General features: G+C 44.5%; 11 protein-coding genes. 7 read left to right on the top strand and 4 right to left on the bottom strand.

Annotated features, from left to right (window positions below; genetic code table 11):
* Nucleotides 1-5 precede the first annotated feature (5 nt).
* Nucleotides 6-1988, top strand: a complete 1983-nt coding sequence (locus tag ACWYVB_RS01780; protein ID WP_457527734.1) for an MtrB/PioB family decaheme-associated outer membrane protein — start codon at nt 6-8, stop codon at nt 1986-1988.
* An 86-nt stretch (nt 1989-2074) separates the two neighbouring features.
* On the opposite strand, the gene ACWYVB_RS01785 is transcribed toward ACWYVB_RS01780, so the two are convergent.
* From ACWYVB_RS01785 to rsuA, 3 genes are all read right to left on the bottom strand, one after another.
* Entirely contained in the window at nt 2075-2734 is a 660-nt protein-coding gene (locus ACWYVB_RS01785) for a DUF2913 family protein (RefSeq protein ID WP_046874809.1), read from the bottom strand.
* Entirely contained in the window at nt 2734-3936 is a 1203-nt protein-coding gene (locus tag ACWYVB_RS01790; protein ID WP_182018946.1) for a Bcr/CflA family multidrug efflux MFS transporter, read from the bottom strand. The genes ACWYVB_RS01785 and ACWYVB_RS01790 overlap by 1 nt, the downstream gene beginning before the upstream one ends.
* 436 nt (nt 3937-4372) lie before the next feature.
* The gene (rsuA, locus tag ACWYVB_RS01795; protein WP_033905117.1) at nt 4373-5074 is read right to left on the bottom strand and encodes a 16S rRNA pseudouridine(516) synthase RsuA; all 702 of its coding nucleotides are present in this window, start codon (nt 5072-5074) and stop codon (nt 4373-4375) included.
* Nucleotides 5075-5195: 121 nt separating this feature from the next.
* On the opposite strand from rsuA, the gene ACWYVB_RS01800 reads away from it, so the two are divergent.
* From ACWYVB_RS01800 to rplY, 5 genes are all read left to right on the top strand, one after another.
* Entirely contained in the window at nt 5196-6947 is a 1752-nt protein-coding gene (locus tag ACWYVB_RS01800) for a DEAD/DEAH box helicase (protein WP_012841929.1), read from the top strand.
* A gap of 95 nt (nt 6948-7042) precedes the next feature.
* Entirely contained in the window at nt 7043-7468 is a 426-nt protein-coding gene (locus tag ACWYVB_RS01805; RefSeq protein ID WP_012841930.1) for a PepSY domain-containing protein, read from the top strand.
* A 76-nt stretch (nt 7469-7544) separates the two neighbouring features.
* Entirely contained in the window at nt 7545-8204 is a 660-nt protein-coding gene (locus ACWYVB_RS01810) for a response regulator transcription factor (RefSeq protein WP_005378073.1), read from the top strand.
* Nucleotides 8194-9543: an ATP-binding protein gene (locus ACWYVB_RS01815; RefSeq protein WP_457527738.1), complete on the top strand. Its 1350-nt coding sequence runs from the start codon at nt 8194-8196 to the stop codon at nt 9541-9543. Before ACWYVB_RS01810 ends, ACWYVB_RS01815 begins: the two co-directional genes overlap by 11 nt.
* Nucleotides 9544-9827: 284 nt before the next feature.
* Nucleotides 9828-10106 carry a 50S ribosomal protein L25 gene (rplY, locus tag ACWYVB_RS01820; RefSeq protein ID WP_005393245.1) on the top strand — a complete coding sequence of 93 codons (279 nt, stop codon included), beginning with the start codon at nt 9828-9830 and terminating at the stop codon, nt 10104-10106.
* Nucleotides 10107-10253: 147 nt separating this feature from the next.
* Here rplY and ACWYVB_RS01825 read toward each other — a convergent pair whose 3' ends face one another.
* Complete coding sequence (locus ACWYVB_RS01825; RefSeq protein WP_031780335.1) at nt 10254-10769, bottom strand: GNAT family N-acetyltransferase; 516 nt, start codon at nt 10767-10769, stop codon at nt 10254-10256.
* A gap of 749 nt (nt 10770-11518) precedes the next feature.
* On the opposite strand from ACWYVB_RS01825, the gene ushA reads away from it, so the two are divergent.
* Nucleotides 11519-13207 carry a bifunctional UDP-sugar hydrolase/5'-nucleotidase UshA gene (gene ushA, locus ACWYVB_RS01830; RefSeq protein ID WP_041852973.1) on the top strand — a complete coding sequence of 563 codons (1689 nt, stop codon included), beginning with the start codon at nt 11519-11521 and terminating at the stop codon, nt 13205-13207.
* Nucleotides 13208-13212: the final 5 nt, after the last annotated feature.

A 13212-nucleotide genomic window follows, 5' to 3' on the forward strand; every position in this document is an offset into this window, starting at 1 on the left:
GAGGCATGAAACTATCTCAACTGTGCATCGCTATTTCCCTTGCTTTTGCTGTGCAAGCGCACGCCAACGATTATTCGTTACAACGTTCTCAACCAGCCGACACTAGCCGCTGGCAGTGCAGTGAATGCAGTGGCGACGGCACATGGAGTGGAGAAGTCAGCGTGGGCGTCGGTTACCTTAACAACGACGGTTCCTCTCGATTCTATAATTGGAATCCGCCCGTTTACGGTACAAACTCTGACAATAAACACTTTAACGCGAGCCTAAACGCCGATATCGAACAATATGAAGACGATGGGTTCTACAATCGAATCGTCGTCGAAGATCTTGGTTTGCAACGCTTCTTACTGCAGTGGGAAATGGGCCAGTACGACGGATTACGTGTCCTCGGCAGTTATAGTGAAACGCCGTATTTCTGGAATCAGTCCTCACTCAGTGCGTATCATCCAAGAGAGGATGCACTCGTCAGTGGTGACCTATCGAAATATGAAAACTCAGTGACGCGAGAGACGTTTAAGTTAGAACTCAAGTACACACCACATACGCCATGGAAGCCATATGCATCCATGAAGCACGAACGTAAAGAAGGCACAACTTCGCTTTATTCATCGACTATTCCGGGTTACGCCAACGCGCCGGGATTCATACCCAAAGCCGTAGAACATGAAACCTTAAATACTCAAGTAGGAGTAAGCTACATGGAAGATTTGTGGCTGGTGGATATTGCGTATCGCGGCTCGTTTTTTAGAAATGACAAGTCCGCACTTTATTACGGCAGCACTACCAATCCTTACGCTAACCACCTCGCGTATGAGCCTGACAACGACTTTCACCAGTTTGCTGTCACGGGGAATTATCGGTTGAATCAACAAACGTTCAGTGGCCGCTTACTTTGGTCACAGACGTCTTCTGAAGGCGGGTTAAATCCATTCCCGCAGTCCCCCGTTAACTCCAATACATTCCATGGCGAAACCAACACTTGGCAAATGAGCGCGGATTACCACAACAAACTTTCGCGAGACACTGCTTTCGCCATTTCTGCGGACTATTCAGATAAAGACGATAACTCCGATAGAAATACCATCATCGGATCGACGAGAGAAAAATACGACCACACCAAAACCAAACTGGAAGCAACACTCAAGCATCGTGTTACTTCTGATGTAAAAGTGAATACGGGTTACCATTTTAGACAAGATGAGCGAAGTTATGCTGATAGGAAACGTACCGATGAACAACGCGTTTTTGTTGGAGCCCAGTACCGACCAAATAGACCGTGGCAATTAGGCGGTAAAGTCTCCTACTCTTTTCGCGATGGCTCTGATTGGCAGGACGACAGCAGCGACTCGCCTAATTTGCGCCAATACTATTTAGCCGATAAAGAGAGGATCGAGCTCCGTGGCGACGGCGGCTATGACGTAACAAACGATGTCCAGTTACTTGCTGAGCTTTGGTACGGAAACGACGACTATGTTAAACCCGATATAGGTTTAAGCGAAGGAGAAGATTACGGCTACGATATCAGCGTCAACTTCAATTTACTCGACGGACTAAATGGGCATGTTTTTTACAATCAACAGGTCATCCGCTCCGAGCAACAACAAGCAAACTCTGACGTTGTCGGTTGGAATCGCTACACCACCAAACTCAAAGATGACATCACAACCATTGGCTTTGGTGTGAGTAAAGAGCAGCTACTAGACGACAAACTTTCTATCTCGTTTGATTACAGCTACAGCCAAGCTGATGGAAAATCTTCAACCACATCTGGTGGCTACCAATATCCTGATAACGAGGCGAACTCGTACCGATTTGAAGTCATCGCTGACTATGAAGTATCTGAAAATCAAAACGTGCAGCTCAACCTCCGTTATGAAGACTACTCAGAAGAGGATTACTTGTTTAATAACGAAACCGAAACGATGGGCGACGTTTTGCAAAGCTATGAAGGCCTGTATGGCGGCGTCTATTGGAAATATCGCTTTTAAGCACAGTGTGACGTAACAAAAAAAGCATCAGACGTTTCAAGCGCCTGATGCTTTCGTATTTCAATTCTACTGCTGTGAGAAGTTGATTAAGCTTGGAAGCTCAAAGGAATCTCAGCCAATTGGTTACCTTCGTTTGCAGGAAAGATAAGGTACTCGCCGTGGTATTTCACCATCGATTTGTAGTCCGTCACTTTATGCACCATAAAGCCCGCTTGCGCTGCTTTCTCAACAAACTCAGCATGGTTGCCACGTACAAACCAGCTCATTGGTTTGACGAGCAACTCGCCGTCGAAGCAGCTTTCGCATTGATCTGCACATAGCGCCAAAGAGTTTTGACCCTCCGTGAAGATTTGGATTTTGCCACAACCAACAAGTTGCTCAGACGTTGATACTTCCCAACCCGCTTGCTCCATCAAATCAAGAAATGATTCAATATCGGAGTCTTTTATCACTTTGGACTCTTCACCTTCAGGAAAAAACTGAGCGTAAAAAGCGGAAATACGCTTGAAGATAAACAACAAACCAGCGTCATTACCCTTTGAACGACCCGCTTTTTGCCAACGTGTTAAGTCATCGCCTACGGCTCGACCGAAACGCTGAGATTTAAGTGCTTTGGTAACCCAGCGCACTAAATAATGGTTATTCGCAACAGGGGCATTGGCTAACTTACCTGAGCGATGCTCTTGATCTAACTCTTCAAGTGCTGAGTTAACTAAGTTTTGAATTTCTTTGGTGTAATTCGACATTACGCCTTTCTTCCTAAAGTCCAATAAAACAGTGCTGAAAGCACAGAACAAGCAAACATAACGATGATCATAGGCCACGCCGCATTACCGGGTAATGATGCCACCAGCGCGCCAACCAATGAGCCGATACCGAATCTTAACGTCCCCGCTAGAGACGACGCTGTACCCGCCATTGATGGGTAGCCACTTAAAAGCAGCGCCATCGCGTTACTACCTATCGTCGACAATGTACCGATAAACAGCACAACAAAAGGTACGATGCCCCATAATCCGAAGTCCATTAACCAACTTACGAATAAACCAATCCCCGCCAAAAGTTGCACGAACAACCCAAAACGAAGCATGGCATGAGAGCCAACTTTTTTCACCAAGCGACCATTAATACTGGTCATGATGATCATCGCAACAATGTTCAAACCAAATAAATAACCAAAGTGGTCTGGTCGAACACCATATAAATCAATATAAACAAACGAGCCCGCAGTCAGGAATGCAAACATTCCGGAAAATGAAAACGCTCCAGAAAGCATCAAACCTATCGCTTCAGGGTTGGAGCATAATCTGGCGTAGTTTCTCATCGTAGTGCGAAAACGAAGCGGCTGACGATTTTCTGGTTTCAACGTCTCTGGGATTTTCCAAAGTACCAGTAGAATTACCACCACAGCGAAAATGGCTAACACCCAAAAGATCGAACGCCAACCAAACCAGATCGCTAGGTGACCACCTATCATAGGCGCAACCAAGGGTGCCATGGTGATCACTAAGGTGACGAAAGACATTGCACGGGCAAAGTCTTCACGGTCAAACATGTCACGCACGACGGCTTGGATAATGACCGCCGCTGCCGCGCCAGCAAAACCTTGTGCTGTTCGCACATAAGTCAATGCATCGATGCCGTTTGTGGTCGCACTCACTACCGCCGCTAATCCAAAGAAAAGCACACCCAAAATCAGTACAGGTCTACGGCCAAAACTATCGGCAAGCGGCCCATGAATTAACTGGCCAATCGCAAAACCTGCCGTATAAGCCGTCAACGTAATCTGAACCGCGCCAGGCGCAACACCCAAATCTTTCGCGATGGTTGGCATTGCAGGCAGATACATGTCGATCGCCAAAGGCGTCAAAGCACCAATAGCTCCTAATACAAGAAACAATAGAAAACTGATTTGGGATTGCGGAGCGCTTTGAGCTTTTTCTGTCATTCTTTTACCTCTTGTTGGAGCCCTTTCGTCAATACTTTCAGAGCAAAGTGAACGTAACGGACGGTTCTCATATCGCTGAATCTAGAAGCCAAAGGCCTGTTCTATCAACGTTCGAGAATCATAAGGGCAAATATGTACCAAGGTGTGACCTTGACGAACTCGACATAGAAAAGCATGTGAAAGCGAAATGTGTTTATGGGAAACAAACACAATGCAGTAAAAATGATAGCGTTGACACCATCATTCCATTCACCGTAGCCGAAGGCTTTGCAATAAGAGTATGCATGCCTCAGCTAAATGCAAAGGCATATCACTGAGATGAGTAAGCACACCGGAATTGTCTAGGCACTAATTTTGGTAGGAAAATTAATTTTGAGCCAATTCCTACCAAAAAACTAGTTCCAATTGGGAACTAAAGAATTTCCCATGCCGATAATTAATTCCAAATAGAATCAATTTCTTCTTGCGTGAGGTAGCGATAATCACCAGGTTCTAGTGCCTCATCGAGTTCAATCGAACCAATACGCTCACGATGTAAGTACTCAACTTTATTTCCTAACGCCGCAAACATGCGTTTCACTTGGTGATACTTACCTTCCACAATAGTTAACAATACTTCATTCTCTGCCTCGTTCACGATCTCCAAACGAGCAGGTAATGTTGCTTCTGATTCATTGCGCAAAATGATGCCTTGTTCGAGCTTTTCCGCGTAATCAGGCTGAATCGCATCGACAAGCCAAACACGGTACGTTTTCTCACACTTATGCTTCGGTGAGGTAATACGGTGAGACCACTTACCATCATCCGTAATCAACACCAAACCGGTTGTGTCTACGTCTAATCGGCCTGCAAAGTGAAGGTTTTCAATTTTAGGCTCATCGAGCAATGCGAATGCAGTTTGGTTGTAGCCATCTTCATGTGAACAAACAAAGTCAGCAGGCTTGTACAACATAATGTAACGAGGACCAGGAGCACCAATAACACGGTCTTCCCACATCACTTCCGCACCTTCAGGTACTTTAAATGCACCACTTTTTTGAACCTCACCGTCAACGGTGATGTCACCACTTTTGATGATCTTTGTTGCCTGTTTGCGTGTTGCACCCAGAGCGTCACACAAATATTTATCTAAACGCATGAATACCTCATTGAATTATACCCAAGTAACCTCCAAATCTCGGTTTAAAGGTCACTTGGGTATAAAAGTCAGGTATTATAGCGTTCCTCGTTCGAATAGTTGAGCAATTTCACATATTTTCATGTACACACTTCGCCCTTATCAAGCCGACTCGGTTAAAGCCGTCATTCACTACTTTCGTAAACACTCGACACCAGCAGTGATCGTACTGCCTACTGGTGCCGGAAAAAGCTTGGTGATCGCAGAGCTTGCTCGCCTTGCGAAAGGGAGAGTGTTAGTCCTCGCTCACGTTAAAGAGCTAGTCGAGCAAAACCACGCGAAGTATGAAGGTTATGGTTTAAAAGGTTCCATCTTCTCAGCAGGATTGGGGCGAAAAGAAACTGACCAGCAAGTCGTGTTTGCTTCGGTTCAATCGGTGGTGCGTAACTTAGATTCGTTCAAAAACCAGTTTTCTCTGCTCGTTATTGATGAGTGCCATCGTGTGCCGGATGACAAAAACAGCAGCTACCAAAAAGTTATTACTCACTTACGAGAACTGAACCCAGGCATTAAGGTGCTGGGACTAACTGCAACGCCCTATCGTTTAGGAATGGGCTGGATTTATCAGTATCACACCCGAGGTCAAGTACGCACCGAAGAGCCTCGATTCTTCCGCGATTGTATTTTCGAACTACCGATCCGTTACTTGCTCGACGAAAACTTCCTCACTCCAGCCCGCATGATGGACGCGCCCGTTTTGTCTTACGACTTCTCGCAACTGAAACCCGCAAACACCGGACGCTACAAAGAAGCAGAAATGGACATGGTGATCGATAAAGCCAAACGCGCCACTCCGCAAATTGTTGAGCAAATCATGCAATATGCGAGAGAACGTCAAGGTGTCATGATCTTCGCCGCGACTGTCCGACACGCACAAGAGATCCACAGTTTACTGCCAGAAGGCGAAACTGAAATCGTTATTGGTGATACACCTACGCCGGAGCGCGATGCGATCATCCAAGCGTTCAAGAATCGTCAAATAAAATATTTGGTCAATGTTTCGGTACTGACTACCGGGTTTGATGCGCCGCATGTCGATTTAATCGCGATTTTGCGACCTACAGAGTCAGTCAGTCTATACCAGCAGATTGTAGGGCGAGGATTACGCTTATCAGACGGAAAATCAGAATGTTTAGTGCTTGATTACGCAGGCAACAGCTACGATTTATACCAACCTGAAGTCGGTGATCCCAAACCAGACTCTGACAGTGAAATTATCACGATTCCCTGCCCGGCTTGCGGATTCAATAACAACTTCTGGGGTAAATTGGATAGTAACGGTTTCTTGGTTGAACACTTTGGCAGACGTTGCCAAGGTTACTTTGAAGATGAAGACACAGGCGAACGTGAACACTGTGGATACCGTTTTCGTGCCAAATACTGTGGTGAATGTGGTGCCGACAACGATATCGCTGCGCGCATTTGTCATGAGTGTGACGCAACGCTTGTTGATCCAGATAAAAAATTAAAAGAAGCCCTTAATCTGAAAGATGCATTGATATTTGAATGCACAGAAATGGACCTGTCAGTATTCAAGTCCAGTGATGGTAAATCTCAACTCAAGGTGACATATTCTGGCGAACCATACCAAGGCGAAGGCAATGCGTTAGTTCATGAGTTTTGGTCATTGAGTACCAAAAAACAAAAACAAACGTTTAAAGACCAATTTGTGCGCCCTCACTTGGCAGACAAGCATCGCCCTTTTGAAGAAGCTTCACCGACACGTGTTGTTGCCAATCAACATCGTTTCCGTTTGCCTCAGTTTGTTATTGCAAGGAAATCCGGTCGCTTTTGGAAATTGCGAGACAAAATTTTTGAAGACGAGTTGAAATAACGTCCGCAACATTTAGTAAAACTGAACTCGATGATTCACTCTCTGTTCATCTATATCCGATATACTGCGGCTAACGTTCTAGAAAAGGTTTGACTATGTATAAAGCAACGACTTCTCAACATTCTGCGTTACTTTTCGGCCTTATCACGACATTGATGTGTGCACCAAGTTTCGCCAAGCATGACGACTACTATGCCTCACAAAATGGTCACGCCATCGTGCAAGATGTCGAAAAGCCTGGAACACGTATTGAATTCGATGAAGATCAAGATGAGGTCTATCGCGCGGTTCAACAAGGATATATACGACCATTTTCGGACCTTTACGCCGCAGTAGAAAACGACCTATACGGCCGTATCATCAAGGTCGAGCTTGAAGAAGATGATGATGCTTGGGTGTATGAATTGAAAATCCTGTACAACAATAGCGTCCTGAAAGTTGAGTATGACGCCGCCACGCTGGAAATGCTTGAGATCAAAGGTCGCAGCTTTAACAAAGCGTTAAAGCCACAAAACAACTAAACTGGTCTAATGCGTAATCCCGACGCAATGCGTAACTTACTTCGATAACACTCCAAACATAATAAGAATCACCAATATGAAAATACTTGTCGTTGAAGATGACCCTCGTTTAGGCGAGCAAATCATCGAAACATTAGAAAGTACCGGCTGGGTACCAGAATTATCTCAAGATGGCATAGACGCTCTGTATCGCGCGACATCGGAAGAATGGGACGCTATTGTTCTTGATCTAGGACTGCCGAAATTGGATGGCCTCACCGTGCTAAAAGGCATTCGTGATGAAAACATCAATACCCCTGTCGTTATCCTGAGTGCTCGCGATACCCTAACGCAGAGAGTTGAAGGTCTAAACGCAGGGGCAGACGATTACCTAACTAAGCCGTTTGAAATGGTTGAGCTTATCGCTCGTATTCGCGCACAACTACGAAGAGCATCAGGTAACGCCTCTCCTGTGATGCAAATTGGCGACTTGAGCTTGGATACGCGCACTTCTAAAGTAATGTGGCAAGGGCAAGCAGTAAGCTTAACGGCACTGGAGTATAAAGTGGTCGCTTACTTTATGCATAACCCAGAAAAAGTAATTTCTCGCACCGAACTCGTCGAGCACATTTACAAACAAGACTTTGATCGTGACTCCAACACAATCGAAGTTTTTATCGGCCGAATTCGCAAAAAAATCGCGCCAAAGATCATCAAAACTGTCCGAGGGTTGGGATACCAATTAAATGCCGAATAAGAACAGGCTACCGTTGAACGCAATAAAACGACTGAGTATCAAAAGTCGCCTCGTTTTAGCGGCGATCGTTTGGTTGACGGCAATGATCCTCGCAGCTGGTGTGACGATACCGACCCAAGTGTACAACTATATGGTTGACGACACTCGCTCACAGCTGAGCATTTTTATGGATGAAATCGCCGCTCAGTTAGAAGTCGATGAGACTGGGCACCTCTCACTCGCTGCACTGCTCTCAGACCCTCGATTTAACCGACCTTACAGTGGTTTATATTGGAGTGCCTCCACTGAGACGAGTCTCGAGCGTTCTCGTTCTTTGTGGGACAAAAAAATCGAATACAAAGGTCTGGATAACGATGCTTACGGCGCGAGAGGCGAAAGGCTGATTACCATAGAAAAAGCTCTGTACTTACCAGATTACGATGGGCCTATCCATATCATTATTGGTATTGACGAAGAGCCTATCAAAAGCACCCTGCAAACGCTAATCGGGCAACTCTGGCTTATTTTAGGCTTATTATTCGCAGGGGTTCTTGCCGTCATTTTGCTGCAAATTGCATGGTCATTGAGTCCGCTTACGAAGTTACAAAAAGAGTTGGCCGAGCTGAAGTCTGGTAACAAAAAGAGTCTAGAAGAAACCTATCCGAAAGAGATTTCTCCTCTTATCTTCGACCTCAACGCTCTGCTTTTCCATTATCAGGAGTTGTTAGAACGAGCTAGGAATCATGCAGGCAATCTCTCACATGCGCTAAAAACCCCACTTTCTGTCCTAAAAAATGAAGTACAGACGTTAGAACCTGATACGCAATCCCGTCTGCGTACTCCGATCAATCAAATACAAGATCATATCGATTACCATCTGGGCCGTGCCCGCATGGCGGGGTCTATGAATATTTTATCAGTGAAATCGAACCCAGCAGAGCGTGTGGATGCTATCTCAATGGCGTTTGATAAAGTGTATGCGAGCCGAGATATCTCCTTAATTAATGAACTTGATTCAGAGCTGAATGTAGCGGTAGAGCAGACCGATCTCGACGAAATGCTGGGCAACTTGCTTGAAAATGCCTATAAGTGGGCCAACAACATGATTCGTGTGCACTCCTCTCAGGATAAAGAAAACATACACATCATCATTGAAGATGACGGACCAGGTATCCCTAAAGAGAAACTGAGTCAAGTAATCAAGAGAGGCGTTAGATTGGATGAAGCAACCCCTGGTTCAGGTCTTGGTCTAAATATAGTCAGTGAAATGGCACACAGTTACCGAGGTCAATTAACACTGGAAGCGAGCGCTTTAGGTGGCTTAAAAGCATCTTTAATCTTACATCTCAGCCGAACATAAAGCATATAACGCATAAACTTTGTTCTTCGGACCATGATTAGTAAACCGATGAAAATGAAGCCGATGTGAACAAAATCCAAGCAAAGTGTTAAAAGGGATAGCCTTACACCTAGCCAAATCATACCTTTTTGTTGATTTGGATACGATTTGGGTTGCCCATTTATAAGTGGAATGATAGTATCCGCGCTCGCTTGAACAGTTCCTGTTTCAAGCTTTACCACGAACAACAAGGTCGCATTGTTGATTGTGAACATTTGATTTTTACTAATTTGAGAGTAAATACTATGAAATTCGAAGCAGTAGTACGTACTGAACTAGGTAAAGGTGCGAGCCGCCGCCTACGTCACGCTGGCAAATTCCCTGCAGTTGTATACGGCGGTGAAGAAGCAGCAGTAGCTATCGTTCTTAACCACGACGACATCGTAAACCAAATGGACAAGCCTGAATTCTACGAAGGTCTAGTTCTAGTTATCGATGGCAAAGAAGTTAAAGTTAAGCCACAAGACGTTCAACGTCACGCGTTCAAGCCAAAAGTTGAACACATGGACTTCATCCGTATCTAATTCCCTACCAAGGAATTAATCTGATTAAATCCAAACCTTTTGCATTAAAGATAATCGGACTTACCAACCGAGACATCTAAAAAATTTCAAAACCCCGGAGTCTTACCACCTCCGGGGTTTTACTATATGTGGCATATAACAATTGATTTACGAACGGGCAATGTACTTCACTAAAGTGAGATCCGTCAGCGTCATACGGTCAATGATTTCCGCCTCTTCCTCTCCAGTACGTACAAAACCACACTTCTTGTAGAAGTTAAGCCCCTGTTTATTGGTATCCAGTGCTTTCAGGCTTATCTGCATAACGGGCGTAGAGAGTAGACGCGTTTCTAGTTCATCTAACAATGCACTCCCTGCCCCTTGCCCATAATGCAAAGGAGAGACATAGCAACATGTTACCCACGCCGTTTTATCTTCACAGGTGTGGTTAGGTAGTTCGTAACTTAAAAAGCCGACGATTTCCCCTTGTCTCTCAACGACGATCAATTGGGCCAGTTGCTCAGTCATGACTCGCGTCCACATCCTTTCTCGGCGCTCAATCGTAAACTGATCGATGTAGCTCTGTGGCATTAACCCTTTGTATGCTACCTGCCACGAATCAACATGTATCTTGGCGATTTGAGTTGCTTCCTCTCTGACTGCGTTCCTTACTGTGTATCTCATTACTATCCTTTCTTAAAATTCACCACTTACAAATTCTTTCAACCCTACTCTTTAAATCGAAGCTCAAAGCGAGCAGCCACAGATGCAACGCTTTACATTACTCCATTTCATTTTCATTAATTCAATGATAGTGCACATCGTAATATCCGAAGAAAACGCCTCGTTATTTACGTTTCACTTTCGCTCATTAGATTGAATCTATTTGTTTTAACATCCGGGTATCGAAAGCGGGATAAACACGGTAAGGTATCGAATAAGAATAAATAAACGATATCTAAGGCATAAAATTTCTAAACGGTCGCAATTATAGTACAGAGAGAAATACCCTTTCTGGTTGTATTAAACAGAGTAAGCCAAGATCAAACGAGTTTGGGTTTTACAGTGATCATTTTATATACAAAACATTTCCCTCATCATCAGAGCGAAAATTTATAACGATTTGTGTCATAGCTGCTAAGAAAAACATGAACTTGGCAAAATAATCACCAAAATCAGCGCTATACTTCGCAAAAATGCGCATTGATTCACACAAACCACATTCATTCAATTGGCTACTTCACAAAATAACCCCCTCCCTCTAATTTCAATATACTAAAAACTATTTCTGTTTAATTGGAGACGTAGTTTGCAGGCTTATTAATTCATTTCTCCGATAGAAGTATAAATAAGAGATAGATCACTAAAGTTTCACATTAATTCCGTATATTTCACGCCGTAACAATAACAAAATCACAAAGAAAGGATCCCTTATGAAGTTTTCCAAATCTCTTTTGGTAATGGCAGTGGGCGCTGCGCTAGCAGGATGCGGCTCAGACAGCGATAATTCTCCAGTAACCTGCGAGACTGCAGATTCTTGTACTAAGTTCACCGTTCTCCACACTAACGATAACCACGGTCGCTTTTGGCATAACAGCGACGGCGAATATGGCATGGCTGCGCGTCACACTTTAATCGAATCTATTCGCGCAGAAGTCGAAGCAAAAGGCGGTGAAACCATTCTGCTGTCTGGCGGTGATATTAATACCGGCGTACCAGAATCAGACATGCAAGATGCGGTTCCAGACTTCGTAGGGATGAACCTACTTGGTTACGATGCAATGGCTGTCGGTAACCACGAGTTTGATAACTCACTAGATATTCTCGATATGCAAGCTGAGCTAGCTGACTTCCCTATGCTGGCTGCGAATATCTATAAGAAAGATACCAATGAGCGTTACTTCGACCCTTACAAAGTATTTACTATCAACGGCCTTAAGATCGCTGTTATTGGTCTAACCACCCAGGACACGGCGAAGCTAGTTAATCCAGACAACGTATCAAACATCCACTTCGAAGACCCTCAAGTTGAAATCAAAAAAGTACTTAAGGAAATCGAAGAAAACGAAAAAGTAGACCTAGTATTTGCAACGACGCACATGGGTCACTACCAAGATGGTAATAATGGTAGTGAAGCACCAGGGGACGTGAAGCTCGCTCGCTCTCTTGAAGAGGGACAACTAGACGCTATCATCGGTGGTCACTCACAAAACCCAGTGTGTATGGAGCCAGGTACCAATGAGTATGCTGATTTCAAACCTGGTGATGATTGCGCGCCAGACCAACAAAAAGGCACTTGGATTATGCAAGCGCATGAGTGGGGTAAATATGTGGGTCGTGCGGACTTCGAATATTACGACGGCAAGCTTCACTTAGCGAATTACGCACTGATTCCTGTAAACCTTCTGGACGACAACGATGAAGTGATCGGTGAACGCATTCAACAAGATGCGACGGTAAAAGCGTTACTACTGCCATACCAACAGCAAGGTCAAGAGTTATTAGATGAGAAGATTTCTAATACAACGGGTAAGTTAGAAGGTGATCGTAACGTAGTTCGCTCTCAACAAACTAACCTAGGTCATCTACTGGGCGAGGCATACCGTACTTACAAAACGGTAGGTGCTGACTTTGGTGTGATGAACTCTGGCGGTGTGCGTGATTCAATCCAAGATGGTGATATCACTTACCGTGATGTACTAACCGTTCAGCCATTTGGTAACTTCGTGACTAAAGCAACTATGACAGGTAAAGAAGTTAAAGAATACCTAGATGTGGTTGCGACGAAATCTGCAGGCTCTGGTGCTTACGCTCAACTAGATAACATCACTTTAGATGTAAATTGTGATGCTGGCTCAGTAACCATTACCGACATTAACAATAAAGGCTTCGATCTAGACGCAACGTACACATTCTCTGTAATCAGCTTCAGTGCTGCTGGTGGCGATAACTATCCAATCATCGATGTTCAATCTACCCAGCTAACCGATGCATACGTTTTACGTGAGTTCTTCGTAAATAATCCACAGATCTCTGCGGATAGCTACAACAAGAACTTAGAAAACATCAAGTACTTCAGTAACGGTCAAGCTGTGAAAGGTTGCCCAGCAACTAATAGCTAAAAACA

This window comes from Vibrio sp. JZG10 (assembly GCF_054064075.1).